The sequence below is a fragment of the uncultured Flavonifractor sp. genome, assembly GCF_944387675.1.
In the GTDB taxonomy this organism is placed as follows: Bacteria; Bacillota; Clostridia; order Oscillospirales; family Oscillospiraceae; genus Flavonifractor.
The window spans coordinates 11,523-36,106 of sequence record NZ_CALXFV010000009.1; the positions used below are offsets into that span (position 1 = coordinate 11,523).

21 protein-coding genes, 5 tRNA genes and 1 other annotated feature are annotated in these 24,584 nt (G+C 62.2%); of the genes, 20 read left to right on the forward strand and 6 right to left on the reverse strand.

Features of this window, described 5'->3' with window-relative positions:
• Positions 1-31 precede the first annotated feature (31 nt).
• From Q0J74_RS01855 to Q0J74_RS01865, 3 genes are read left to right on the forward strand one after another with little or no spacing between them, the layout of a single operon-like run.
• Positions 32-1,312, forward strand: a complete 1,281-nt coding sequence (locus Q0J74_RS01855; RefSeq protein ID WP_297209752.1) for a DUF1015 domain-containing protein — start codon at positions 32-34, stop codon at positions 1,310-1,312.
• 12 nt (positions 1,313-1,324) lie between these two features.
• Positions 1,325-2,209, forward strand: a complete 885-nt coding sequence (gene ispE / locus Q0J74_RS01860; protein WP_297209755.1) for a 4-(cytidine 5'-diphospho)-2-C-methyl-D-erythritol kinase — start codon at positions 1,325-1,327, stop codon at positions 2,207-2,209.
• Between the two features lie 57 nt (positions 2,210-2,266).
• Positions 2,267-2,908, forward strand: a complete 642-nt coding sequence (locus Q0J74_RS01865; RefSeq protein ID WP_297209758.1) for a stage II sporulation protein R — start codon at positions 2,267-2,269, stop codon at positions 2,906-2,908.
• Positions 2,909-2,915: 7 nt separating this feature from the next.
• Here the strand turns inward: Q0J74_RS01865 and wecB are convergent, their stop codons facing one another.
• The 4 genes from wecB to Q0J74_RS01885 all read right to left on the reverse strand — a co-directional run bounded on the left by wecB (position 2,916) and on the right by Q0J74_RS01885 (position 8,153).
• Positions 2,916-4,022 (reverse strand): non-hydrolyzing UDP-N-acetylglucosamine 2-epimerase, encoded by a 1,107-nt coding sequence (gene wecB, locus Q0J74_RS01870; protein WP_297209761.1) that lies wholly within the window; start codon positions 4,020-4,022, stop codon positions 2,916-2,918.
• Positions 4,023-4,120: 98 nt separating this feature from the next.
• On the reverse strand, positions 4,121-5,230 hold the full coding sequence (locus Q0J74_RS01875) for an S-layer homology domain-containing protein (RefSeq protein WP_297209766.1): 1,110 nt from the start codon (positions 5,228-5,230) through the stop codon (positions 4,121-4,123).
• 84 nt (positions 5,231-5,314) lie between these two features.
• Positions 5,315-7,339, reverse strand: a complete 2,025-nt coding sequence (locus tag Q0J74_RS01880; RefSeq protein WP_297209769.1) for an S-layer homology domain-containing protein — start codon at positions 7,337-7,339, stop codon at positions 5,315-5,317.
• Positions 7,340-7,598: 259 nt separating this feature from the next.
• On the reverse strand, positions 7,599-8,153 hold the full coding sequence (locus Q0J74_RS01885; protein ID WP_297209772.1) for a GNAT family N-acetyltransferase: 555 nt from the start codon (positions 8,151-8,153) through the stop codon (positions 7,599-7,601).
• A gap of 254 nt (positions 8,154-8,407) precedes the next feature.
• Here Q0J74_RS01885 and Q0J74_RS01890 point away from each other — a divergent pair, with 254 nt between their 5' ends.
• From Q0J74_RS01890 to Q0J74_RS01920, 7 genes are all read left to right on the forward strand, one after another.
• Positions 8,408-9,715: an immunoglobulin-like domain-containing protein gene (locus Q0J74_RS01890; protein ID WP_297209775.1), complete on the forward strand. Its 1,308-nt coding sequence runs from the start codon at positions 8,408-8,410 to the stop codon at positions 9,713-9,715.
• Positions 9,705-11,204: an amino acid adenylation domain-containing protein gene (locus Q0J74_RS01895; protein ID WP_297209778.1), complete on the forward strand. Its 1,500-nt coding sequence runs from the start codon at positions 9,705-9,707 to the stop codon at positions 11,202-11,204. Before Q0J74_RS01890 ends, Q0J74_RS01895 begins: the two co-directional genes overlap by 11 nt.
• Positions 11,205-11,227: 23 nt before the next feature.
• Complete coding sequence (locus Q0J74_RS01900) at positions 11,228-11,455, forward strand: acyl carrier protein (RefSeq protein ID WP_297209780.1); 228 nt, start codon at positions 11,228-11,230, stop codon at positions 11,453-11,455.
• Positions 11,456-11,464: 9 nt separating this feature from the next.
• Positions 11,465-13,057 (forward strand): MBOAT family O-acyltransferase, encoded by a 1,593-nt coding sequence (locus Q0J74_RS01905; RefSeq protein WP_297209783.1) that lies wholly within the window; start codon positions 11,465-11,467, stop codon positions 13,055-13,057.
• Between the two features lie 11 nt (positions 13,058-13,068).
• Positions 13,069-14,130, forward strand: a complete 1,062-nt coding sequence (locus Q0J74_RS01910; RefSeq protein WP_297209786.1) for an SGNH/GDSL hydrolase family protein — start codon at positions 13,069-13,071, stop codon at positions 14,128-14,130.
• Entirely contained in the window at positions 14,127-14,660 is a 534-nt protein-coding gene (locus Q0J74_RS01915; protein ID WP_297209789.1) for a hypothetical protein, read from the forward strand. The genes Q0J74_RS01910 and Q0J74_RS01915 overlap by 4 nt, the downstream gene beginning before the upstream one ends.
• A 108-nt stretch (positions 14,661-14,768) precedes the next feature.
• Positions 14,769-17,228, forward strand: coding sequence for an ATP-dependent helicase (locus Q0J74_RS01920; RefSeq protein ID WP_297209792.1), 2,460 nt, complete (start codon positions 14,769-14,771; stop codon positions 17,226-17,228).
• Positions 17,229-17,251: 23 nt separating this feature from the next.
• On the opposite strand, the gene Q0J74_RS01925 is transcribed toward Q0J74_RS01920, so the two are convergent.
• Positions 17,252-17,878, reverse strand: a complete 627-nt coding sequence (locus tag Q0J74_RS01925; RefSeq protein WP_297209795.1) for an HAD family hydrolase — start codon at positions 17,876-17,878, stop codon at positions 17,252-17,254.
• Positions 17,875-18,495, reverse strand: a complete 621-nt coding sequence (locus Q0J74_RS01930; protein ID WP_297209798.1) for a DNA-3-methyladenine glycosylase — start codon at positions 18,493-18,495, stop codon at positions 17,875-17,877. Before Q0J74_RS01930 ends, Q0J74_RS01925 begins: the two co-directional genes overlap by 4 nt.
• A 21-nt stretch (positions 18,496-18,516) precedes the next feature.
• On the opposite strand from Q0J74_RS01930, the gene Q0J74_RS01935 reads away from it, so the two are divergent.
• The 10 genes from Q0J74_RS01935 (at position 18,517) to Q0J74_RS01980 (ending at position 24,349) form a co-directional block, all read left to right on the forward strand.
• Positions 18,517-19,437, forward strand: coding sequence for a DMT family transporter (locus Q0J74_RS01935; protein ID WP_297209801.1), 921 nt, complete (start codon positions 18,517-18,519; stop codon positions 19,435-19,437).
• Positions 19,438-19,472: 35 nt separating this feature from the next.
• Positions 19,473-19,717, forward strand: a binding site (T-box leader).
• 69 nt (positions 19,718-19,786) lie between these two features.
• Positions 19,787-20,827 (forward strand): ABC transporter substrate-binding protein, encoded by a 1,041-nt coding sequence (locus Q0J74_RS01940; protein WP_297209804.1) that lies wholly within the window; start codon positions 19,787-19,789, stop codon positions 20,825-20,827.
• Between the two features lie 64 nt (positions 20,828-20,891).
• A complete protein-coding gene (locus Q0J74_RS01945) occupies positions 20,892-21,821 on the forward strand; it encodes an ABC transporter permease (RefSeq protein WP_297209807.1) in 930 nt (309 codons plus the stop codon).
• Between the two features lies 1 nt (position 21,822).
• Entirely contained in the window at positions 21,823-22,629 is an 807-nt protein-coding gene (locus Q0J74_RS01950) for an ABC transporter ATP-binding protein (RefSeq protein WP_297209810.1), read from the forward strand.
• 128 nt (positions 22,630-22,757) lie between these two features.
• Positions 22,758-22,831, forward strand: a tRNA-Gly gene (locus Q0J74_RS01955).
• Positions 22,832-22,834: 3 nt separating this feature from the next.
• Positions 22,835-22,911: transfer RNA gene (locus tag Q0J74_RS01960), tRNA-Arg, on the forward strand.
• Positions 22,912-23,050: 139 nt separating this feature from the next.
• Positions 23,051-23,126, forward strand: a tRNA-His gene (locus Q0J74_RS01965).
• A 60-nt stretch (positions 23,127-23,186) separates the two neighbouring features.
• A tRNA-Gln gene (locus Q0J74_RS01970) sits at positions 23,187-23,261 on the forward strand.
• Between the two features lie 3 nt (positions 23,262-23,264).
• Positions 23,265-23,340, forward strand: a tRNA-Lys gene (locus Q0J74_RS01975).
• A 340-nt stretch (positions 23,341-23,680) separates the two neighbouring features.
• Positions 23,681-24,349, forward strand: coding sequence for a hypothetical protein (locus Q0J74_RS01980; RefSeq protein ID WP_297209813.1), 669 nt, complete (start codon positions 23,681-23,683; stop codon positions 24,347-24,349).
• The last annotated feature ends 235 nt before the right edge of the window (positions 24,350-24,584 follow it).

Consider the following 24,584-nt stretch of genomic DNA (forward strand, 5'->3'; position numbering starts at 1 on the left):
TTGAACCGGGCAGAGGAAGTGAGTGAGAGAAATGACTCACGCATTTGACCAGCTCCCCTTCCGCCCCGCCGATATTCTGCTGCCCCAGAACTGCGCCTACGACAAGTGGTCAGTGGTGGCCTGCGACCAGTACACCTCCCAGCCGGAATACTGGCAGCGGGTGGAGGAATCGGTGGGTTCCGCCCCCTCCTCCCTGCGGCTGATCCTGCCGGAGAGCTGCCTGGACGGCCCCAACGTGGAGACCGACATTATGGAGGTCAACAACACCATGACCCGCTACCTGCGGGAGGACCGATTCAAGACCCTGCCCAACGCTCTTATCTATGTAGAGCGGCGGCTGGAGGAGGGACAGATCCGCCGCGGCCTGGTGGGCATGGTGGATCTGGAGCAGTATGACTATGAGCCCGGCTCCGGCGCGGCCATCCGGGCCACCGAGGGGACCGTCCTCTCCCGCATCCCGCCCCGTGTGGCGGTGCGGAAGAACGCCCCCCTGGAGCTGCCCCATGCGATGCTGCTGGCCGACGACCCCCGGAAAACCGTTCTGGAACCTCTGGCCGGGCGTACCGGCCGGATGGAGCTGCTGTACGACTTTGACCTGATGGAGCGGGGCGGCCACATTACCGGCTGGAAGCTGGATACCGAGAGCATGGAGCTGGTAGCCCGGGCTCTGACCGCTCTGGCCGACCCGGCCACCTTCCGGGCGCGGTATCAGGTGGCGGATGCCCCGGTCATGCTTTTCGCCGTGGGGGACGGCAACCACTCCCTGGCCACCGCCAAGGAGTGCTATGAGCGGCAGAAGCGGCTCAATCCTCCGGAGCGCTGGGCCAGTCTGCCCGCCCGGTTCGCCCTGTGCGAGCTGGTCAACCTCCACGACCCCGCCCTGGAATTTGAGGCCATTCACCGGGTCCTTTTCGGAGTGGAACCGGTGGAGCTGGTGGCGGCCCTGTGCGCCGCCTTTCCCGGCGCCCATCCCGGCGGCGGGAAGGGACACGTGCTCCGCTACGTCCACGCCGGCGGCGAGGGTGCGCTCACCATTCCCAGCCCCACGACCCAGCTGGAGGTGGGGACGCTTCAGCCCTTCCTGGACCAGTATGTGAAGGGCCACGGCGGACGTATTGATTACATCCACGGGGAGGATGTGGCCAGGCAGCTGGCCAGGCAGCGGGGCAATCTGGCCTTTCTGCTTCCCCCCATGGGCAAGGACCAGCTCTTTCCCACCGTCATCCGGGACGGGGTGCTCCCCCGCAAGACCTTTTCCATGGGCCACGCCCATGACAAGCGCTTCTACCTGGAGGCGAGAAAGATCCGATAAGGAGGCAGGGACATGGCAGTGATGGAGGTTTTCGCGTATGCCAAGCTGAACCTCTCCCTGGATGTTCTGGAGCGGCGGCCGGACGGCTACCATGAGATGCGGATGGTGATGCAGACCGTCACGCTCCGGGACAAGCTCACCCTGGAGACCGGCACCGGTGCGCCCCTGCAAATGCACAGCAATCTGGGCTTTCTTCCCGCCGATGAGCACAATCTGGCGGCGGCGGCGGCTCTGCGGCTGTGCCGGGAGGCGGGGGCTGACCCCGGCGGGCTGTCCATCTCTCTGGACAAGCACATTCCGGTATGCGCCGGCATGGCCGGCGGCAGCGCCGATGCCGCCGCCGTACTCCGGGGCCTGAACCGGCTGATGGGACTGGGCCTGTCCCGGCGGCGGCTGGAGGAGATCGGCGCCGCGGTGGGTTCCGACGTCCCCTACTGCGTGGGGGGCGGCACCGCCCTGGCGGAGGGGAGAGGAGAGCTTCTCACCCCCCTGCCCCCTCTGCCGGAGTGCCGGGTGGTGCTGTGCAAGCCCGCCTTCTCCGTGTCCACGCCGGAGCTGTTCAAGGCGCTGGATGGCTGCCGTATCCGCCGCAGGCCGGACACCACCGGTCTGGCGGAAGCACTGGCTGCGGGGGATCTGACCGGGGTGGCCAGGCGGATGTACAACGTGTTTGAGGACGTGCTGCCCCAGCGGCGGTACCAGGAAATCTGCGCCATTAAAAACAGCTTGATTCAGCACGGGGCGCTGGGCGCCTCCATGAGCGGCACCGGCCCCACCGTCTTCGGCCTGTTCCACTGCGGGGAGGCGGCAGAGCGGGCCTATGCCGCCCTGCGCCAGCAGTATCAGGAGACCTTCCTGGTGGAGTCGGCAGGCACGTTGATGGAAAAAGAGGTATAAAACAGAAGATCACCGTCCAAAATGGAGTCAAATCCAAATTGGACGGTGACTTTTTACATGAAACAAACTGCCTTGTCACATAGACTGCGCCGCTGGGAGCTGGCCCTGCTGCTGGGGACAGCTCTGGCCGCTCTGCTGGGGGTCTGGCTGGACGGCGGCCAGAGCGCCCTGGCCGACCGGGTCATCCGCCTGCACGTGCTGGCCAATTCCGACAGCCAGGCAGACCAAGTCCTGAAGCTGGAGGTGCGGGACCGGGTGCTGGCCGCCGCCGAAGCCTGCCTGCCGCCGGATGCCACCCGGGAGGAGACCGAGGCCATTCTCCAGACTCACCTGGAGGAGCTGGCCGCCGCCGGCGCCCACGCGGTGGCGGCGGCGGGATATGACTACCCGGTAACCGCCCAGCTGGTGGAGGACGCCTGGTTTCCCACCAAGCAATACGCAGATTTTGCCCTTCCCGCCGGGCAGTACACCGCCCTGCGGGTAGTGATCGGAGCGGGCGCAGGGCAGAACTGGTGGTGCGTGCTCTTCCCACCTCTGTGCCTGGGCTCTGTCACTGAGTCCGCCGCCCAGACTGCCCTCAGCGCCGGGCTGAGCGAAGATCAGGTGGCCCTGATTACCGGAGAAGACGGGGGTTATGTGATCAAGTTCAGGGCCATGGAGCTGTGGGACGCGGTGAAGCAGCGCCTGTCCGGCGGCTGAGCACCCTTTACACCTGGGTCTGACCCAGCTGGAGGATATCCGCAATCCGCCTGCTGGCCAGGCCGTCCCCATAGGGGTTGCTGGCGGTGCTCATGCTCCGGTATACCGCCGGGTCCTCCAGCAGCTCCTGGAAGCTGCGGTAGATGGTCTGCTCATCCGTACCCACCAGACGCAGCGTGCCGGCGGCGATGCCCTCCGGCCGTTCGGTGGTGTCCCGCATCACCAGCACCGGCTTGCCCAGGGAGGGTGCCTCCTCCTGGATGCCGCCGGAGTCGGTGAGAATCAGATAGCTCCGTGCCAGGAAGTTGTGAAAATCCAGCACATCCAGCGGTTCAATCATCCGAATACGGGGGTCGTCCCCCAAAATCCGGCCGGCGGTCTCCCGCACCGCCGGATTCATGTGGATGGGATAGATGGCCTTGACATCCGGGTGCTGGTCGCACACCCTGCGGATGGCCCGGAACATGTGCTCCATGGGCTGGCCCAGGTTTTCCCGCCGGTGGGCGGTAATGAGGATCAGGCGGCTGCCCGCCGCCCACTCCAGTTGGGGATGGGTATAGTCCGGGCGGACGGTGGTTTTCAGCGCGTCAATGGCGGTGTTTCCGGTGACGTAGATCCGCTCCGCCGGCTTCCCCTCCCGCAGCAGATTTTCCCGGGCCAACTGGGTGGGAGCAAAGTTATATTGACTGATGATGCTTACCGCCTGGCGGTTGAACTCCTCCGGGAAGGGAGAGTAAATGTTGTAGGTGCGCAGGCCGGCCTCCACATGGCCCACAGGGATCTGGAGGTAGAAACAGGCCAGGGCGGTGACAAAGGTGGTGGAGGTGTCCCCGTGGACCAGAACCACGTCGGGCTGCTCCGCCTCCAGTACCTGCCGGATGCTCAGCAGGATGCTGGCCGTCACGTCAAAGAGGGTCTGCCGGTCCTTCATTACCGAAAGGTCATAGTCGGGCGCCACCTGAAAAGCCTCCAGCACCTGGTCCAGCATCTGCCGGTGCTGGCCGGTGACGCACACCACCGTGCGCAGCCCCTCCCTGCCCTTGAGCTCGTTGACCAGGGGACACATTTTGATGGCCTCAGGCCGGGTCCCAAACACAAGCATGATTTTCTTCATCGTTCCACTGCTCCTCCGGCGGCTTCGGCTGGCCCGCCCAAACTTGTCCCAAGGATGGAAGGGGGCGTTGCAAAACGCAACGCCCCCTTGGGTTTTTACTACGCTATCTGTACGCCAAAGTAGTCCATGACGGTATAGATCTCTTCCGTAGTCCCCAGGCGCACCACCACATTGTTGATTTGGTTCAGTTGGTCTTCGGTCAGCTTGTTATAGTCCGCCTTCAGCTGGTCGATCTCGTCGGCATAGCGGGTCTGAATGTAGTCCTTGTCCAGGAAATGACCCGCTTCCCGCTGGGCCAGGGCGTCCTCAACGCAGCCCATCAGAATGGCCATGCAATCCTGCACCTCCTGGTCGGTGGTGGGAAGGAATGCGGAATTGCGGTAGTTCTCCAGCATGGTGGTCAGATAGCCGGCTACCTGGGCCTCCTCGGCCTTCTCCTCCTCGGTGGGTTCCTCCGGCTTCACGGTCTCCTCAGGAGGAAGCACACCACCGCCGCCGGTCCCCCCCTCGGGGTCTTCAGTCTCCTGGGGCGGCACGGTCTCCTCGGGGGGCTGCTCCCCCCAGTTCTCCACAGCCTGGACCAGGCGCACCACAATGGTAGCCACCTCCGCCCGGCTGGCGGGCTGGTCGGGCCGAATGGCCACGCCGCCGTCCTGGGGGATGCCGGTGAGCAGACCCAGCGCCACGCAGGCGCTCACTTCCTTCACCGCATAATCGTGAATCAGGTCCTTGTCCACAAAGGCAGTCTCCTGGCTCTCATAGGCGGACAGGTCCTCCTGGACAAACTGCTTCAGGAACCGGGCCATCACCAGGCACATCTGCTCCCGGGTGATCTGGTCGTCGGGGAGGAAGCGGCCGTCCCCCACGCCCATGACCAGGCCGTTTTCATCCGCCCAGGCCACGTAGGGGGCGTAGTACGCATCCCCGCTCACATCGGAAAACGCCTGCTCCTGGGTGGCAGGCTCATAGTGGCCCAGCTTCTGGGCCGTCATGGCCAGCACTTTCACAAACATTCCGCGGGTAGTGGTCATCTCGGGGGAGAAGTTGTTCCCACCCGTCCCCTCAAAAATGCCCCAGTCGCTCACCTGGGAAATGGCCTGCTGGCCCCAATGCCCTTGCACGTCGTCAAAATCCCGGGCGGAGGCCGCGGAAACGAGCAGGGTGGCCGCCATCAGAACGGACAGGCAGCCGCTAAGGATGCGCTTCATATGTTCTCCTTTCACACAGCCCACAGGACACGCATATTGCGTGTCCTGTGGGCGTGTTCTTATTCCATTTGCTCTGTGATCAGATTACTTCTTCTCAATGCTCACCGTCACGGTGTAGTCGCCGATCAGCACATTGAGCGCGTCGGGCAGGCCGTTCACGGGGATCAGATCCGCCACATTGCCGCGGCCCATATTGGTCAGAAGCTCCACCAGCTTCTGGGCCATGGCGCTGTAGCTGTCGTCATCCAGGGTGACCGTGGCGGTCGCCAGAGTCACGCTTTCCTTGCCGTACAGCACGCCGTCCTTGTCGGCCAGGAAGCTGGCCAGGCTGTCATCGTACGTATATTTGACCTTGTAACCCTCGGTGTTCTTGTTGTCCAGGCGGTCCAGATAGCTCTGATAGAAGTCCGCGTCCTTATCCAGCACCTTCCAGAAGGCAACCGCACCGTTTACATTGCTCTCAACCAGGCTCGTATAGTCCGCGGCATCCTTGATCTTCAAGGTGCCATTCCCGGGATTGGTCACAAACTTGTCGGGGCTGTTCACAGCGTACAGAGCCTCGACCTTCTCCCGCTCAGCCTCGTTCAGGGTTACGCCCAGCTTCTCCTCCACCTTGGAGATGGCCTTGTCCAGGGTCTCCGGATCCTCGTACTTCGTAACCGCCTTCCGGTAATAGGCGCCCAGATTCACGTCGGTCATCACCATAACGGGCTTCTGCTCGGGCAGAACCACAGGCTGGCCGGCGGGCGTGTTGTTTACTACTTTCTGAATCTCCAACAGCTCCGTCTGATAGTCGCCAACCGCGGTCTTAATGGCAGTGGGGGTCATGCCTTCAACGGCCTGCTCCAGAGCAGCATTTCCGGCCACGTACTCGTTCAGCTTGGTCTCAATCTCCTCGTCAGTCCAGACGTTGACTACCTCATTGGCCTTCTCAATCAGCTTGTTCAGAGCAGCCACATCGGTCTCGGTCAGGGTCACGTTGCCGCCCTTCTGGAGCTTCTCTACCAGGTTCTCCAGATCAGCCTGGCTTACAGTGGTACGGCTGTTGCCGTTGTCGCTGTTCAGAGTGGCCAGATTCACGGCCACCTTCATGGAGATCACACCAGCCTTGGTGACGGTAATCTCTACCGTCTGGTCGTTCACGGTCTGGGTGGTGGTTCTGTCCTTGGCCAGGACCTTGCCCAGGGCAAAGTCAATGGCGTTGAACAGCGCAGTCTTGTTTTCTCCGCTGATCATGTCAGTGGCAATCTGTTCCAGGGTCACGTCGTCTTCGGCAGACTCCATGGAGTAGCTGGCCAGCAGGTTCAGCGTCTTGTTGTCTGTGGCGTCGGACTTGGTCACCAGATCCGCCTTTACCAGATAGGTAACAGGACTCTCAGAGGGCTCCGTGGAGGGAGTAGGAGTGGGAGTGGGTGTGGGAGTGGGCTGGTCGCCACCACCACCGCCACTGCTACCGCCGCCGCCACCCTTGACCATCCAGCTCAGGCGGGAGATCACAGCGGCCACCTCGGCACGGGTAGAGGTATCCAGAGGCTTAAAGTAACCCTTGTCGTTGCCCTCAATCAGGCCCCAGGCCCGGCAGTTCTTCACCGCGGTCACCGCGTAATCGCTGACATCCGCCGCGTCGGGGAAGGTCTCATTGGAACCGGCCTTCTCATGGGTCTTGTTATAGGTCTTCTCATAATAGGTGATGTACCGGTCCATGATCACGCACATCTGCTCACGGGTAATCGACGCCTCGGGGTTAAAGAGGTTGCCGCCGATGCCGTTGATGATCTCGTGCTCCGCGGCCCACTTCACCGCGTCGGTGTACCAAGTGTCCTCCGGCACATCCAGGAAGGTGGGCGCATCCTTGCTGGGCTTGGCGTCCTCCAGACGGGCCAGCACGGTGACAAACATGGCACGGGTCATGTTCTCCTCAGGCGCAAACAGATCGCCGCTGATACCAACCATGTACTCCTTCTCGGAGACATAGTCTACGTACTCATAGTACCAGTCCGTCTGTTTTACGTCCTTAAACACCTCGACGTCCACAGCCGCCACGGTGCCGAGGATGGTGGAACTCAGCAGGGCTACTGCCAAGCACACCGACAGGATCTTCTTCTTCACGTTAACATCTCCTTCTTATTCCCCAATTTTATTTGTTCTTCCTTGTATTGATACGGCTCTGCAAAGCACGCGGCCGCTGCCCGATGCTCCGCTGGCCTTGGCACTCATCTCCTTTTCCGCCCACGGTCGGCAGATTTTCCGGTGTGGACGCTTTGTCGACCGCCAAGGCGGTATGCACCGACACTTTCTATGATGATACCAAACCTGCGCTCAAATATCAAGCAATTTTTCTTTTTTTACACGATCTGGTATAATCAATTTACTCAGGATCATTCAGCCGCACCAGATGAAGGTGGTCCTCCCACCGGTCGTTGATCCTCAAATAGTGCCTGGACAAGCCCTCCTCCTCATATCCTGCCTTCTCCGCCGCCCGGCGGGAGGCCAGATTCCGGGGCATGATGTTGGCCTCGATCCGATGAAGGCCCAGCACCCGAAAGCCCCAGCCGGTAACCGCCTCAATGGCCTCGCTGCCGTAGCCCCGGCCCCAGAGGGCGGCATCCACTTTATAGGAGAGAAAGCAGGACTGGAAGGCCCCCCGGACAATTTCGTTCAGGCCCACCAAACCCACCACCTTTCCCGGCTGCCCGGGCCGCACCAGAAGGAAGCGAAAGCTGCGCCCCGCCTCCGCCTGCGCCAGGTCCCGGCTCAGCCGTTCCCGCTGCCCCCCGGCGGAGAAAAATTCCTCCGGCTGCACCGGGTCGAAGGGGGCAAACGCCGCCCGATTCCGGCGGTAAAAAGCGGCTGCCGCCTCCGCCAGGGCCGGCTGGGCGGCCAGGTAGTACAGGCGGGCGGAGCGGAATACATAGCGCACCATCTTCCTCCACACCTCTCCAGCCGGTTTTTTGTATTATAACACAGTGTTTTGCTCTTTGCACTCCCTAATTTTTTCCGCTCCGCCGCCTTTCGCCGTATTGGGAGAAATCCAGGGGGGTTAGGGGTTGACAGTGCCGGAACAAGCGCGCTATACTGACCAAGGCAGAGGAAACTCTGCCTGTTTTGCTATACCTTTTTTACGCCGTCCTCCGTCCGGCACGGCGTATATCAATCAAGAGAAAGAAGAGAAGAAACATGGTGGAAGGGCAAACGCATTCCGTCCGCTCCGGCCGGCGCAGGCCGCCCCCGCTTTGGCTGGCCGCCGGCCTGTGCGTCCTGGTGGCGCTGCTTCTGGGAATCGCCGCCCTGACCCGCAGCCCGGCCTCTGCGCCGGAGCACGCTTCCCTTATCTCAGACACCCCCGAGGCAGTCCAAGATACCCAGCCGCCGGTGATCTCCGGCGCTCGGGATCTGACGGTGGCGGTGGGAGAGAGCGTCGCCTACCGCGCCGGGGTCTCTGTCAGCGACGACGTGGATGAGGACGTCCCGCTCCAGGTGGACGCCGGCGGAGTCAACCTGTCGGTACCCGGGGAATACCAGGCCCTCTACTGGGCGGAGGACACCGCCGGCAACCGGGCGGAGGTATCTGTCACCGTCACGGTGGTGGAGACCGTCACCGTAGACGACGAGAGCACCGGCGAGACCGAGGACGTGGTGGAGGCGGACAGCACCGAGATCACCCTGGAGCTGGTAAATGAGCTGGCGGATGAGATCCTGGCCGACATCACCAACGTCTCCATGAGCCAGCGGGAAAAGGCCCTGGCCATTTACAACTACGTCCATAACAACATGAACTATATCGGCACCTCCGACAAGTCCAGCTGGCTGGTGGGGGCATATGTGGGCTTCACCCGCCGCAGCGGGGACTGCTACAACTACTTTGCCTGCTCCAAGGCCCTGCTCACCCGGGCTGGGATTCCCAACGTGGATCTGACCCGGGTGGGAGGCAACTCCCGCCACTACTGGCAGCTGGTGGACGTGGGGAGCGGCTACTACCACTTTGACGCCTGTCCCCACCCCAACAGCTACCCGCTGTACTCCTTCCTGCTCACCGAGGCGGAGGTGCAGGCCTACACCCAGCAGTGCAGCAGCATTCGCAAGAATTATTATGTCTACGACTACGACGCCTGTCCGGTAGAGGTGGTGCAGGGCAGCGCCCCGGTGACCCCCGCACCCAAGCCGACCGCTGCTCCCACTCCCGTGCCGGAGGCCACGCCCACCGGGACGGCCTTGCCGGAGATCACGGCCACGGCCTCTCCGGAGGTCTCCCCCACCCTGACCCCCGCGCCGGAGGTCACGCCCACCGCCTCTCCCGCAATCACCCAAACCCCTGTGGTGACGGAGAGCCCGGCGGCCAGCGCTACTCCCGCCCCCTCGGCCTCCGCCGGACCGGAGGCCAGCCCCAGCCCGGCCCCTACCCCTCTCCCGCCGGCGGAGACCGGCACAGTTGAGACACCGGCCATGACACCGGAGAATCCGGAGGATACCGCAAGTGCAGCGTAACGTATTGGAATATCTGGAGGCCACCGCCCCCCGGCTGCCGGACAAGGTGGCCTTCACCAACGGCACCGACAGCCTCACCTTTTCCCAGCTCTCCCGAGCGGCCCGGGGCATCGGCACCTGGCTGGCGGGCCAGGGGCTGCGTCATGAGCCGGTGGTGGTGTTTATGGAGAAGCATCCCCACTCCATCGCCGCCTTCTTCGGAGTGGTGTACGCCGGGTGCTTCTACGTCCCCATTGACGAGGAGATGCCTCCCTACCGGGTGGAGCTTATCTTCCAGACCCTGCGCCCCCGGGCGGTGCTGTGCGACGCAAAGACCCGCCCCCAGGCGGAGGCCCTGGGCTACGGGGGCATTTTGTGTCATTATGAGGACGCGGCGGAGACAGAGCCGGACGACGGCGTTCTCGCCGCCATCCGGGCCGGGCAGCTGGACACCGACCCGCTGTACATCGTCTTCACTTCCGGCTCCACCGGGGTACCCAAGGGAGTGGTAGCCTGCCACCGGTCGGTGATCGACTACATTGAGCAGCTCTCCGCCACCCTGGGCTTCTCCCAGGAGACGGTGTTCGGCAACCAGACTCCCCTGTACTTTGACGCCTGTCTGAAGGAGCTCTACCCCACCATCAAGTTCGGTGCCACCACCTATTTGATTCCCAAGGGGCTGTTCCTCTTCCCCATCAAGCTGGTGGAGTATCTCAACCAGTATAAAATCAACACCGTGTGCTGGGTGGTGTCCGCCCTCACCATGATCTCCGGCCTGCGGGTACTGGAGAAGCACGTGCCGGAGCACCTCCACACCATCGCCTTCGGCAGCGAGGTGTTCCCCATCCGGCAGTTCCAGCTGTGGCGGCAGGCCCTGCCCCATGCCAGCTTCACCAACCTGTACGGTCCCACCGAGGCCACGGGCATGAGCTGTTACTACCATGTGGAGCGGGACTTCGGCCCCGACGAGGTGATCCCCATCGGCCGGCCCTTTCCCAACACCGGCATTTTACTGCTCACCGAGGACAACCGGGAAGCCGCTCCCGGGGAGCTGGGGGAGATCTGCATCAAGGGTACCTGCCTCACCATGGGCTATTACCGGATGCAGTCAAAGACGGCGGAGTGCTTTGTGCAGAATCCGCTGAACGACGCCTATCCCGAGCTTATTTACCGCACCGGCGATTTGGGCCGGTACAATGAGCGGGGGGAGCTGGTGTTCGTCTCCCGGAAGGACTTTCAGATTAAGCACATGGGCCACCGCATTGAATTGCAGGAGATTGAAGTGGTGGCCGCCATGCACCCCGAGACGGCCCAGGCCTGCGCGGTGTACGACGGGGCGAAGGATAAAATCTGTCTCTACTACACCGGTACGGCGGAGCCGGCCCGGCTCACCGCCTTTTTAAAGGAGAAGCTGCCCAGATACATGCTGCCCAACCGGCTGGAACGTCTGGACAGAATGCCCCTCACCCCCAACGGCAAGGTGGACCGGAAGGCGTTGGCGGCAAATTAAGAAGAATAAAGGAGCGTTGCATCATGGAAGAACTGCTGGACATTCTCAAGGAGCTCCACCCCGACGTGGACTTCGAGCACTGCACCACCCTCATTGACGACAAGATTCTGGACTCCATCGACATTGTCTCCCTGGTGGCGGAGATTAACGACGCCTTTGACGTGGCGGTACCCGCCGAGGAGATTGTGCCGGAAAACTTCAACTCCGCTCAGGCCCTGTGGGAGATGATCCAGCGGCTGGATGAGGCGTAAGCACGACCCATGAGTTTTGCGTCTGCACAATTCCTGGGCTTTTTCGCGGTGCTCTTTCTTCTGTACTATCTCATCCCCAGGCGGCACCAGTGGAAGCTGCTGCTTTTGGGCAGTCTGTTCTTCTACTACTTCGCCGGATGGTACTGCCTCATTTACATCGGCGCCACCACCGTCACCACCTATCTGGCGGCCCGGAAGGTGGGGGCTCTCCAGCAGGAGCAGTACGCCTGGCTGAAGGAGCACCGCTCCCAGCTGGACAAGGAGCAGCGCAAGGCCTGCAAGGCCGCCGGGAAGAAGGTGCGCTGGCGGTGGACCCTGGCCTGCCTGCTGGTGAACTTCGGCATTCTGGCGGTGGTGAAATACACCGACTTCGTGCTGGGCAACGTCAACGGCGTTCTCTCCGCCTTCGGCTCTGCCGCCCGGCTGCCCATGGCCGGTCTGGTGCTACCCATGGGCATTTCCTTCTATACCTTTCAGGCCATGGGCTACCTGATCGACGTATACTGGGGCAAGTATCCCCCGGAGCGCAGTCTGGGCAAGTTTGCCCTGTTCGTCACCTTCTTCCCCCAGCTCATTCAGGGTCCCATCAGCCGGTTCTCCGATCTGAGCCAGAGCCTGTACAGCGAGCACCGCTGGAACTCCCGGCAGATTGCCATGGGAGGCATGCGGGTGTTGTGGGGTCTGGCCAAAAAGCTCATTGTGGCCGACCGGCTGGCCATTCCCCTGCGGGAGCTGGTGGCCGCCCCGGAGGCATATACCGGGGTGTACGTACTGGCGGTGATGTTCCTCTACGCCGTGCAGCTGTACGCCGACTTCACCGGCGGCATCGACATCACCATCGGCGTGTCCCAGATGCTGGGCGTCCAGGTCACCGAGAACTTTGAGCGGCCCTTCTTCTCCAAGAACATCGCCGAGTACTGGCGGCGCTGGCACATCACCATGGGGACCTGGTTTCGGGACTACGTGTTCTATCCCCTGTCGGTGAGCAAGAGCGTGCTGAAGCTCCACCAGAAGGCGCGGGCCAAGCTGGGGGAGCCGGGCAAGCGGGTGTCTGTGTACCTGTGTACCATGCTGCTGTGGTTTGTCACCGGCGTGTGGCACGGGGCCAGCTGGAACTTCATCGTCTGGGGCCTGCTCAACGGGGTGGTCATCCTGGTCTCCCAGGAGTGCGAGCCCCTGTACGCCCGCTTCCACGGGCGCTTCCCCGGGCTGAAGGGTACCTTCGGCTACCGGCTGTTTGAGGTGGGCCGCACCTTTGTGCTGATGAGCGCCATCCGGGTGCTGGACGTGTACCGGGACGTACCCCTCACCTTCCGGCAGGTTGGCACCGTCTTTACCGCCTTCCGCCCCTCGGTGCTGTGGGACGGCTCCTTCCTGGCGCTGGGCCTCACCGGGGCGGACTGGCTTGTGGCAGCCCTCGGCACCCTGACCATGCTGGCCTGTTCCCTGCTGGGCCGCCGGGAGCCCGTGCGGCAGCGGCTGGTCCGCCGCAACCCCAACCTGGCCTGGGGCGGCTGCGCGGCGCTGGTGGTGTGCATGGTCATCTTCGGCATCTACGGCATCGGTTTTGACGCCACCCAATTCATTTACAACCAGTTCTGAGGAGGCCGGAGATGAAAAAGAAGCTGATTTTCACCGGCGTCCTCTGGTGCGTTCTGCTGGCCCTGGCCCTGTGGCTGCTCAACGCCCTGTTCCTGCCCAAATACATGAGTGAGATCCCCGAGGGAGCCCTGATTGCCGAGTATTACGACGAGACCGCCGACCACGACGTGGTCTTTATCGGCGACTGCGAGGTGTACGAGAACTTCTCCCCCGACGTGCTGTGGCGGGAGTACGGCATCACCAGCTACATCCGCGGCTCGGCCCAGCAGCTCATCTGGCAGTCCTATTACCTGATGGAGGAGACTCTGAAGTACGAGACTCCCAAAGTCATGGTGTTCAACGTGCTGAGCATGCAGTACGGGGAGCCCCAGAGCGAGGCCTACAACCGCCTCAACCTGGACGGGATGCGCCTCTCCCCCCAGAAGCTGGCGGCGGTACAGGCCTCCATGACCGAGGAGGAGAGCATGCTCTCCTACCTCTTCCCCCTGCTGCGCTACCACACCCGCTGGGATGAGCTGACGCAGGAGGACGTGGAGTACCTGTTCCACCGGGACCAGGTGTCGGACAGCGGTTACCTGATGAATGTGGAGGTCCGCCCGGCGGAGAATGTACCCGAGGGCAAGCCCCTGGCAAACTACCAGTTTGCCGACATCTGCTACGACTACCTGGACAAGATGGTGGAGCTGTGCCAGGCCCACGGGGTGGAGCTGGTGCTGGTGAAGGCCCCCAGCCTGTACCCCTACTGGTACGAGGAGTGGGAGGCGCAGATGGAGGATTATGCCGCCGCCCACGATCTCCAGTACGTCAACTGCCTGGAGGTCATTGATGAGGCGGGGCTGGACTTTTCTACCGACACCTACGACCACGGCCTGCACCTGAACCTGTACGGGGCGGAGAAGTTGGCCCGCTGGTTCGGGGCATGGCTCACCGAGCACTGTCCCCAGGTGGCCGACCGCCGGAGGCAGGCGCCCTATGAGAGCATCTGGGCGGAGAAGAGCGCAATCTATGCCCAGCGGAAAATTCAACTGGAGGCGGCCTGGGCCGCCGAACAAAAGGAGGATACCACGGAATGAAACGCAAACTCTCTGCGCTGGCCCTTGCTCTGGGCCTGGTCCTGTCCCTGGCCGCCTGCGGCAGCGGCGGCGACGCCCCCGCCGGCGGCAGCTCCACCGACCCGCAGCAGAACACCCAGACCGGCGGGGAGGCCGCCGCCTTCACCTTTGTTCCCGCCGACGGCAAGGAGGTGGCGGTAAACGCCGACATGGCCGACGTGCTGGCCCAGCTGGGGGCGGAGCAGAGCTACTTTGAGGCCGAGTCCTGCGCCTTCGAGGGTCTGGACAAGACCTACACCTATCCCGGATTCGTCATCACCACCCGGCCTGACGGGGAGAATGATTATGTCAACTCCATTCGTCTTACCGACGACACCGTATCCACTCAGGAGGGGGTGTACATCGGCAGCAGTGAGGCCGAGGTTATCACCGCCTACGGCGAGAGTACCAGCGACACCGAGGGACTGCTCACCTATACCGCCGGAGACGTAATTCTCAGCTTCCTTCTGGAGGATGGAGTGGTCACCTCCATTGAGTATTTCCCCGCGTAAAGCGGGGTTGACCCGCCCGCCGGTTTCCGGTACAATAGCATTACAAACCAAAAGGAGCCGTCCATTCGTGGGCGGCTCCGCCATTGCCAAGGGAGAACGGAAGATACTATGCTGAACCGAGAGGAAGAACTGCGCTTCTGCAAGGCCCGCCGGGCGGCCATTGAGCTGGAGTTCCAGAACCTGAACAGCCAGCAGCGCCGGGCGGTGCTGGCCACGGAGGGTCCCCTGCTGCTGCTGGCCGGCGCGGGCAGCGGCAAGACCACGGTGCTCATCCACCGCATTGCCAACCTGATGAAGTACGGACGGGGATCCGATTTTGACCAGGCCCCCGACTGGGTGACCCCGGCCGATTTGGCCTTTCTGGAGGACTATGCGGCCCATCCGGACCCGGCCAAAAAGCCGGAGCAGGAGCGGCTGTGCGCCATGGACCCGGCGGTACCCTGGTCCATCATTGCCATCACCTTTACCAACAAGGCCGCCGGGGAGCTGAAGGGGCGGCTGGAGCGGCTGCTGGGTCCCGTCGCCAACGACATCTGGGCCTCCACCTTCCACTCCGCCTGCGTGCGTATCCTGCGGCGGGATATCGATCGGCTGGGCTTCTCCTCCTCCTTCACCATCTACGACACCGCCGACTCCGAGCGGGTCATCAAGGACATTGTGAAGGACTTTAACCTGGATGACAAGACCTTCTCCCCCCGCACCGTACTGGGGTACATCTCCCGGGCCAAGGATGCCATGCTCTCCGGGGCGGATTATCTGGCCCAGCGGGAGAAAGAGGGAGATTTCCGGCTGGTGAAGATCGCCAAGCTCTATGTGGAGTATGAGCGGCGGCTGAAGGAGGCCAACGCCCTGGATTTCGACGACATCATCCTGGACACGGTGCGGCTGCTCCAGCAGTTTGAGGACGTGCGGAACTACTATCACCGGAAGTTCCGGTATGTGCTCATCGACGAGTACCAGGACACCAATCACCTTCAGTATCTGCTGGCCTCCACCCTGGCGGGTGGGTATGAGAACATCTGCGTGGTGGGGGACGACGACCAGTCCATCTACCGCTTCCGGGGGGCCACCATCGAGAATATCCTCTCCTTCGAGAGCCAGTACAAGGGAGCCAGGGTCATCCGGCTGGAGCAGAACTACCGCTCCACCAAAAATATTCTGGAGGCCTCCAACGCCGTCATCCGCAACAACGAGGGCCGCAAAGGCAAGGAGCTGTGGACCGACCACGGCGTGGGGGACAAGGTCCAGTGCTACACCGCCACCAACGAGCACGAGGAGGCCCAGTACGTGGCCGCCCAGATCCTGGCGGACTACTCCGCGGGCCGTCCGTGGAAGGACCACGCGGTGCTCTACCGGATGAACGCCCAGTCCAACCAGCTGGAGCAGGCCTTCAAGCGCAACGGCATCCCCTACCGCATCATCGGGGGCATCCGCTTCTTCGACCGGGCGGAGGTGAAGGACATGCTGTCCTACCTGTGCGTGGTGAATTACCCGGGGGACGATCTGCGCCTCACCCGCGTCATCAACAACCCGCCCCGGGGGATCGGGGCCTCCACCATTGATCGGGCCCAAGCCATCGCCCGGCAGGAGGGGCTCTCCCTGTGGGAGGTGGTGAGCCGGCCCCAGCAGTGGCCGGAGCTGCAGAAGGCCGCCCCCAGGCTGGGGCAGTTTGCCGAGCTGATTTCCGACTTGCAGCGGCTGGCCGGAGAACTCTCTCTCCCCGACTTCTACGAGGAGGTCATGCTCCGCACCGGCTACGCCGCCATGCTGGAGCAGAAACACACTGTGGAGGACCGCACCCGGCTGGAGAACGTGCGGGAGCTGCTCTCCTCCATCCAGAACTATCTGGACAACACGCTGGAGGAACCCTCTCTGGCGGGCTTCCTGGACGAGATCGCCCTCTATACCGACATCGACAGCCACGACCCCAGCGAGGACTGCGTGGTGATGATGACCATGCACTCGGCCAAGGGCCTGGAGTTCCCGGTGGTGTTCGTGGTGGGGGTGGAGGAGGGCATCTTCCCCGGCATCCGGGCCATCGGGGAGCCGGAGGAGATGGAGGAGGAGCGTCGGCTGTGCTATGTGGCCATGACCCGGGCCAGGGAAAAGCTGCACATGACCTGCGCCTGCCAGCGGATGCTCTTCGGCCGCACCAACTCCAACCGCCCCTCCCGCTTTTTGGGGGAGATCCCGGAGACGTATGTGGAGAAGTCGGGCCGCCTACCCTACGGCCAGCACCCCGCCGGGGAGGAGCGGCCCCAGCGGCCCCGGCCTCCCCGCCGCACCTTCGACCGGGGGTACTCCATGGGCAGCTCCGCTTACAGCACCGGCTCCTCCGCGCCGTCCGCCCCCGACTGGAAAAGCGCCGCCGCCGGGGCCGCGGCGCCCGCGCCCGGCACCGGCTTCCGGACGGGTGACTCCGTGGTTCACAAGGCCTTCGGCAGGGGACTCATCACCAAGCTCACCCCCATGGGGGGCGACGCTCTGGTGGAGATTGCCTTCGACACCGTGGGTACCAAGAAACTGATGCTGAAGTCCGCCGCCCAGTATATGAAAAAGGCGGAATAAAGAAAGGGGCCGGTGTCCGGCCCCTACAAAAGCTCCGCAAAGGATTTGATATACCGGTGGCAGAAGGTGCGCATCTCCTGCTCATGGTGGGCGTAAAAGGCATCGTACACCCCCACCACCGTCAGCCCCGCCGCCCTGGCGGTGCGGCATACGCCGGGGGAATCCTCAAAGAGGGTGCAGGCCTCCGGCCGCTCCCCCAGCCGCTCCAGGGCCAGGGAGAAGGCTCTGGGGTCCCGCTTCTCCACCCCCAGCTCCTGGACATAGATGACCTGCGCAAAATACCCCGTCAGGTCCAGCCGCTCCAGGGCCGCCTGGCAGAATTCCGGCACGCAGGCGGTAAGCAGGGCCATCGGCTCTCCCGCCCGGCGGCATTTGTCCAGGTATTCCCCCGCCCCCGGCTTCAGCCCCACCTGATGGGCGTAGGCCGCCCGGCCCAGAGCCGTCCACTCCGCCATGATCTCCTCCGGACTTTCGGAGAGATGGTAGTAATCCTTGGTAAAGCGGGCGGCAATGGGGAAAATGGAGTGACCCACCGTCTCGCTGTACTCCCGAGTGGCCTCCAGGCCCCGGCGGGCCAGGAAGGTGTTGTCCACCTCCACCCACACTCCGTTGGAATCCACCAGGGTTCCGTCAAAGTCAAATAATTTCACAGATAAAACCTCCAGGGGAAGGCAACCGCTTCCTCCGCGTAGTCGATGCCGATGCGCGTCCCGGTGTGAATGGGCGGGCAGGGCGCACCGTCGTCCAGGAGGAAAAGCTCCTCCCCCGTCAAATCCAGGCCGTTCTGCGCCCTTGTCAGGTCCAGGGCCATGCACACCTTCCCCGGGCCATCCAAAATATGCTTTTTCTGATAGGAGGTGAGCTGCTCCGGCTCCTTCCCAAACCTGCGGCGGGCCATCTCGGCCAGTCCTTCCATCGGCTCCAGCCCCCGCAGGAGCACCGCGCTGGGCTCTCCCTCCGGCTCGGTGACAAAGTTGAGGCAGTGATAGATGCCGTAGATCAGGTAGATATAGGCGGTACCCGGCGGGGCGAAGAGAGTCTCCGTCCGGGGGGTACGCTTATAGCCATAGGCATGGCAGGCTTTGTCCATCCGCCCCACATAGGCCTCGGTCTCGGTGACGCGCCCGGACAGAATTTGTCCGTCCACCCGGCGCACCAGCACCTTTCCCAGCAGGTCCCGGGCCACCTGTACCGTGTCCCGGTTGAAAAAGTCCCGGCCCAGTTTCCCCACAGCGACATCCCCTTTCGACGGATATGATCTTATCATAGAAAAAGGAGCGGTACAACCATGAGCCCACAAAAAGAGAGCGGCGTTCTGGCCCGGCTGGCCACCCCCCTGATTATCCTGGCCACCATCATCTGGGGCAGTTCCTTCGTAGTGATGAAGAGCAGCGTAGACGTGCTGCCCACCTTCTGGCTGCTGGCCATCCGGTTCAGCGCCTCGGCCATCGTGCTGGCCATTGTGTTCCTGCCCCGGTGGAAGGTGTGCGACCGGCAGTACCTCATCGGCGGCACCGTTATGGGCTTCTGCCTGTTTGTGGCCTACGCCTTTCAGACCTACGGTCTGGCGGGTACCACCCCGGGTAAAAACGCCTTCTTCACCGCCATCTACTGCGTTATCGTTCCCTTCCTCTACTGGGTCATCGCCCGGCGGCGGCCTGACCGCTTCAACATCCTGGCGGCCTTTCTGTGCATCGCCGGCATCGCCTTGGTGTCCATCACCGGGGACAACGCCTCCGCCTTCTGCCCGGGGGACGTGCTCACCCTTATCGGCGGTTTCTTCTTCGCCTGCCACATCGTGGCGGTGGCCAAATACTCCGAGGGGCGGGACATCTTCATCCTCACCACCCTCCAGTTCGCCTCCTTCGCCGTCTTCTCCTGGATCGGGGTGCTGGTCACCCGGACCCCCGTCTCCCCGGAGGTGTTTAATCAAAGCCTGCTTTTCGGTCTGGCCTACCTGGTGGTCTTCGCCTCCTGCGGCGCCCTGCTCTTCCAGAACATCGGCCAGAAATACACCGCCCCCGCCACCGCCGCCGTACTTCTCTCCCTGGAGGCTCCCTTCGGCGTGGTCTTTTCCATCCTGTTCGCAAATGAGCGGCCCACCGTCCTCATGTTCCTGGGCTTTGCCCTCATTTTCCTGGCGGTGGTGTGCTCCGAGACCAAGTTTTCCTTCCTTTTCCCCGGGAAAAAAGGGGTTGACAAAGGTTGAGCAGGTGAGTATAATCCATTACAACAGTTCCATAAAGAAAACCTGTGAGGAAGAGAAGTACCCGGCTGACCTGATGCATAGAGAGCTCTGGATGGTGGAATCAGGGCGTGAGGGGACCGGCGAATGGACTTCCGAGGGCGGCTTGAACGGGCAACCAAGTAGATGCCGACGGGACCCCACCCGTTATCCATCGGGCGCGCATGATGGTGCGCGAAGCGAGTGGACGTCGTTGACGTCAATTTGGGTGGTATCGCAGAAGTGTAACGCTTTTGTCCCATATCTGGGGCAAAAGCGTTTTTTATCTTTTGCACCATCTGCCGCTCAAATTTATCTTATGGAGGAACTTCCTATGAAAAAGCTGAATCAAATGCTGTCTCTCACCGCCGCTGCCGCCCTGGCCCTGTCTCTCACCGCCTGCTCCGGCGGCACCCAGGGCGCCGCCCAGACCCCCGCCGCCAATACCGGCTCCTCCGCCTCCTCCGGCGGGGCGGCGGACTACAAGGTGGCGGTGATCAAGCAGATGGACCACGCCTCCCTGGATGAGATTGCCAACGCCATCACCGCCCGGCTGGACGAGATTGCCGCCGAGAACGGCGTCACCATCCAGTACGAGGTCACCTCCGGCCAGGGGGACCAGACCGTGCTGCGGCAGCTGGCCGACCAGGCCATTGCCGACGGGGCGGACGCTATCATCCCCATCGCCACCACCGCCGCTCAGGTGGCTGCCGTCTCCGCCGAGGAAACCCAGACCCCGGTGGTCTTCGCCGCTATCTCCGACCCCGCCGCCGCCGACCTCACCGGAATCGACTATGTCACCGGCACCAGCGACGCCCTGGATACCTCCCTGATCCTGGATATGATCTTCGCTCAGGACCCGGCGGCCGCCAAGATCGGCCTGCTCTACTCCCTGTCCGAGACCAACTCCGCCACCCCCATCGCCGACGCCAAGGCCTACCTGGAGGAGAAGGGAGTCAGCTATGTGGAGGCCACCGCCAACACCAATGACGAGGTCATCGCCGCCGCCAGCTCTCTCATTGCCGACGGGGTGGACGCTATCTTTACCCCCACCGACAACATCATCATGGCCGCCGAGCTGGCCATCTACGAGGATCTGATCGCCGCCGGCATCCCCCACTATACCGGCGCCGATTCCTTCGTCCGCAACGGCGCCTACGCCACCTGCGGCGTCAACTACACCGATCTGGGCGCCCAGACTGCCGATCTGGCCTATGAGGCCATAACCCAGGGCATGGACGGCCTGGAGGATTTCTATCAGGTATCCGGCGGCATTCTCACCATCAACACCGAGACCGCCGACGGCCTGGGGCTGGATTACTCCGTATTCGAGTCCATGGGCAGCCTGGTTACCGTCACCACCACTGAGGACTAATCTGAAACCTGACGCCAGCCCCCGGCTTTCGCCGGGGGATTTGGCTTGAAAGGAGCGTTCCGCCGTGCTCTACATTGTCCAAACCGCCCTGGAATTGGGCTTTCAGTACGCCCTGGTGGCTATGGCCCTTTTCCTCAGCTATCGGGTGCTGGATATCGCGGATCTAACCACCGACGGCTGCTTCATCCTGGGCTGTGCTGTATCGGTGACCTGCGCCGCCGCCGGCCACCCCTTCCTGGCCATCCCCGCCGCCATGCTCTCCGGGGCGGGGGCTGGCTTCGTCACCGCCTTCCTCCAGACCAAGCTGGGGGTCCCCTCTATTCTGGCGGGCATCGTCACCAACACCGGACTGTACACCGTCAACCTGATGGCCATGGGGTGGAAGGCCAACCAGTCTCTGCTGCGGCAGGACACCATCTTCACTCTCTTTCGGGATACCGGCATCGGCGGGAATTGGTACGCCATCCTCCTCTCCGGCGCCGTCACCGTGGGAATGGGGATCATCCTGGTGCTCTTCCTGGGAACCAGGCTGGGGTTATCCATCCGGGCCACAGGGGATAACCGGGATATGGTGCGCTCCTCCTCCATCAACCCCACCTTCACCATTACCGTGGGTCTGTGCCTGGCCAACGCCATGACCGCTCTTTCCGGGGCGGTGGTGGGTCAGGCCCAAAAGACCGCCGACATCAACGCGGGGACCGGCATTGTGGTCATCGGCCTGGCCTGCCTCATCATCGGGGAGACCGTGGTGGGCAGGGGTTCCATGCTTCGGGGCGCTGTCGCCGTCATCCTGGGCAGCATTCTCTACCGGGTGGTGTATGCCCTGGTGCTCCGCTCTCCCATCCCCATCGACTGTCTGAAGCTGGTCACCGCCATTGTGGTGGCCCTGGCCATCGCCGCCCCCACCCTGCGGCAGTGGTGGGCCTTCCAGCGGCGGAAGCGGGCCGCCCTGTCCGCCTGCCGGAAACAGGCCGACGGAAAGGAGGCATCCTGACATGTTGGAGCTGCGCAAGGTCTCCAAGACGTTTAATCCCGGCACCGTCAATGAGCACACCGCCCTGAACGGGGTGAGCGTCACCCTGGCCGAGGGAGATTTCGTCACCATCGTGGGCTCCAACGGTGCGGGCAAGTCCACCCTGTTCAACGCCGTGGCAGGGGACTTTTTCGTGGATCAGGGGGCCATCCTGCTGGACGGACAGGACATCACCTATCTGCCCGGCTACCGGCGCAGCCGCCAGATCGGGCGGCTCTTTCAGGACCCCATGCGGGGTACCGCCCCACACATGACCATTGAGGAGAACCTGGCCCTGGCCTACCTCCGCACCGCCAAGCACCAGAAGGCCTTTTTCAGCCGGGTATCCAAGGCGGACAAGGAGCTTTTCCGGGCGCAGCTGGCCAAGCTGGATATGGGGCTGGAGAACCGGATGCGCCAGCCGGTGGGACTGCTCTCCGGCGGACAGCGGCAGGCTCTTACCCTGCTGATGGCTACCATGGTACCCCCGAAACTGCTGCTGCTGGATGAGCACACCGCCGCTCTGGACCCCGGAACGGCGGAAAAGGTGCTGAAGCTCACCCGGGAGATTGTGGAGGGAGAGCATCTTACCTGCATGATGATTACCCACAATATGAAAAACGCCCTGGAGCTGGGCAACCGCACCTTCATGATGGATGCCGGCCGCATTGTGCTGGACCTGAAGGGAGAGGAGCGGCGCGGCCTTACGGTGGACGACCTGCTGGTGCGCTTCCGAGCCGGTGCCGGCAAGGCCCTGGATAATGACCGCATTCTGCTCTCTGAAGGCTGAAAACCCTTCCTGCCCGCCGGTCCCCCCGGCGGGCAGGAAAATTTGAGGCCGGTCTCGAAAAAAACATTGACATTCCGGCCTCCATGTGCTACTATATCTTGGCTGACATGCTTTGGGTCAGTACCCATGCGGGTGTAGTTCAATGGTAGAATCCCAGCCTTCCAAGCTGGTCGCGTGGGTTCGATTCCCATCACCCGCTCCATACGCGCCTGTAGCTCAGGTGGATAGAGCAACTGCCTTCTAAGCAGTGGGTCAGGGGTTCGAGTCCCTTCAGGCGTGCCAGTTATCTGAGGTTTTTCCTTTGGATGAAGCTCCAGCGCTGCTGGGCGGTGGCACCCCTGACGCGAATCAGGCCTCGCCCCCGGCAAGTTCGCTTCGGCCCAGGCTTCAGGCGTACCAGTTCCCACAAGTTTCCCCTATGGTGGGTGTAGTTCAGTTGGTAGAGCATCGGATTGTGGTTCCGAGTGTCGCGGGTTCGAGTCCCGTCACCCACCCCATATGACTCAAGGCGGAAGGGCCGGAGCGTCCGCTCCGGCCCTTCGCTTTACCAGCGAGATTGGGGTGTAGCCAAGTGGTAAGGCACGGGACTTTGACTCCCGCATTCGCTGGTTCGAGTCCAGCCATCCCAGCCATATGACTCGTTAGCTCAGTCGGCAGAGCAACTGCCTTTTAAGCAGTGGGTCCGGGGTTCGAATCCCCGACGGGTCACCATAAAATCAAAACGGTATAGATGCCACTGGCGAAAAGCCAGTGGCATCAACCGTTTCCGGGCTTTTTCATCTCAAAAATCCATTGATTCTTCCATAGATGCCAACCGCTGTCCCCCCCTAACTGGTGGGACTCGAACCCCCATTTTTCAGCAGCTGGTAAAGACAAAACCATGTGGCGCCCTTTTTGAAAGCGTTTTTTCAAAAAGGGCGCCGTTTTTCATATGCAAATATTTTACGAAATTGAGGGCGCCGTTTTGTTGGTCTTGATGATCATCAAAGCAGCGCCCTTTTTTTGTTCCCCCCAAAACCAAAAAGGGCGCCAGCCCAAGGAGGTAAGTAAAATGAACAAAGAACCGTATTTTAAAGAACTGGGGATTGTCCTGAGTCGGTCTGAATTCACCGTGCTGCCGGAACAGGACGGTTTCCTCCCTGTGGAGTATGAAGGCCGACCGTTGTGCCGGGTTGATGCAGACGGCAGTGTATTCTACCACCAGGATGATGTGAATGCTTTGGAACGAGAGTCCGCCCGCAGAAGGGTGACCGATCTGGCCACCACTGTGCAGGAATATATGGCGCTTTTAGAACGTGCCCCGATGATCCATGCCGCGGGATTAAGGGAGCCTTACAGGGCGCTGGCTGAATTCAACGGCACGGTATTGGCCGGGCGGCAGACAGACCACGGGGCTAAATTCGTCACCTGGGACTGGGACTTTAACCACACCGGGCTCAACCAAGGCAACTATTACGAAGGAAACTATGCTGGTGCAAAGCAAGACTTTGCGGTTCGGTCTGGGCTTGTGCCCAAAGAGCGGCAGTTTACCCCTGAGCAGCTCACGGAGATCTACCAGCAGTGCTCTTATGTGGCATTCAGCTGTGAGCTGTCCATGGAACAGGAAAAGACTATCCAGGAAATCCAAGACAGGATTCAGGAACTGGTACCGGACTGCAGGGAGCGGATCATGCAGAGCCTGGATGAGCATACCGGCCCTGGACCGGAACCGACGATGTGACGCCTGCGGCAAAAGATGTGTAACTAGGAGGAGGAAAAAATCATGCGAGTGGTTGCCGTATTGGCAAATAAGGAGCATCCGGAATTGGGTGCAATTTCAATCCCAATTCCCATCCGCACCGGAGAATACAGCTCCGTTATGAAAATGCTGAGTGCGCTTATCCGCAAGGGTTGTCTGGAGGTCTACAACGACTACAACAGCAACCTGACCAATCTGTTCTGCTGTGTCAAGAACC

What these genes read in the sequence shown, in the direction of transcription:
- Q0J74_RS01855 (WP_297209752.1), top strand. Translation starts at nt 32, where the DNA reads ATGACTCACGCATTTGACCAGCTCCCCTTCCGCCCCGCCGATATTCTG.
- ispE (WP_297209755.1), top strand. Translation starts at nt 1,325, where the DNA reads ATGGCAGTGATGGAGGTTTTCGCGTATGCCAAGCTGAACCTCTCCCTG.
- Q0J74_RS01865 (WP_297209758.1), top strand. Translation starts at nt 2,267, where the DNA reads ATGAAACAAACTGCCTTGTCACATAGACTGCGCCGCTGGGAGCTGGCC.
- wecB (WP_297209761.1), bottom strand. Translation starts at nt 4,022, where the DNA reads ATGAAGAAAATCATGCTTGTGTTTGGGACCCGGCCTGAGGCCATCAAA.
- Q0J74_RS01875 (WP_297209766.1), bottom strand. Translation starts at nt 5,230, where the DNA reads ATGAAGCGCATCCTTAGCGGCTGCCTGTCCGTTCTGATGGCGGCCACC.
- Q0J74_RS01885 (WP_297209772.1), bottom strand. Translation starts at nt 8,153, where the DNA reads ATGGTGCGCTATGTATTCCGCTCCGCCCGCCTGTACTACCTGGCCGCC.
- Q0J74_RS01890 (WP_297209775.1), top strand. Translation starts at nt 8,408, where the DNA reads ATGGTGGAAGGGCAAACGCATTCCGTCCGCTCCGGCCGGCGCAGGCCG.
- Q0J74_RS01900 (WP_297209780.1), top strand. Translation starts at nt 11,228, where the DNA reads ATGGAAGAACTGCTGGACATTCTCAAGGAGCTCCACCCCGACGTGGAC.
- Q0J74_RS01905 (WP_297209783.1), top strand. Translation starts at nt 11,465, where the DNA reads ATGAGTTTTGCGTCTGCACAATTCCTGGGCTTTTTCGCGGTGCTCTTT.
- Q0J74_RS01910 (WP_297209786.1), top strand. Translation starts at nt 13,069, where the DNA reads ATGAAAAAGAAGCTGATTTTCACCGGCGTCCTCTGGTGCGTTCTGCTG.
- Q0J74_RS01915 (WP_297209789.1), top strand. Translation starts at nt 14,127, where the DNA reads ATGAAACGCAAACTCTCTGCGCTGGCCCTTGCTCTGGGCCTGGTCCTG.
- Q0J74_RS01920 (WP_297209792.1), top strand. Translation starts at nt 14,769, where the DNA reads ATGCTGAACCGAGAGGAAGAACTGCGCTTCTGCAAGGCCCGCCGGGCG.
- Q0J74_RS01930 (WP_297209798.1), bottom strand. Translation starts at nt 18,495, where the DNA reads ATGATAAGATCATATCCGTCGAAAGGGGATGTCGCTGTGGGGAAACTG.
- Q0J74_RS01935 (WP_297209801.1), top strand. Translation starts at nt 18,517, where the DNA reads ATGAGCCCACAAAAAGAGAGCGGCGTTCTGGCCCGGCTGGCCACCCCC.
- Q0J74_RS01940 (WP_297209804.1), top strand. Translation starts at nt 19,787, where the DNA reads ATGAAAAAGCTGAATCAAATGCTGTCTCTCACCGCCGCTGCCGCCCTG.
- Q0J74_RS01950 (WP_297209810.1), top strand. Translation starts at nt 21,823, where the DNA reads ATGTTGGAGCTGCGCAAGGTCTCCAAGACGTTTAATCCCGGCACCGTC.
- Q0J74_RS01980 (WP_297209813.1), top strand. Translation starts at nt 23,681, where the DNA reads ATGAACAAAGAACCGTATTTTAAAGAACTGGGGATTGTCCTGAGTCGG.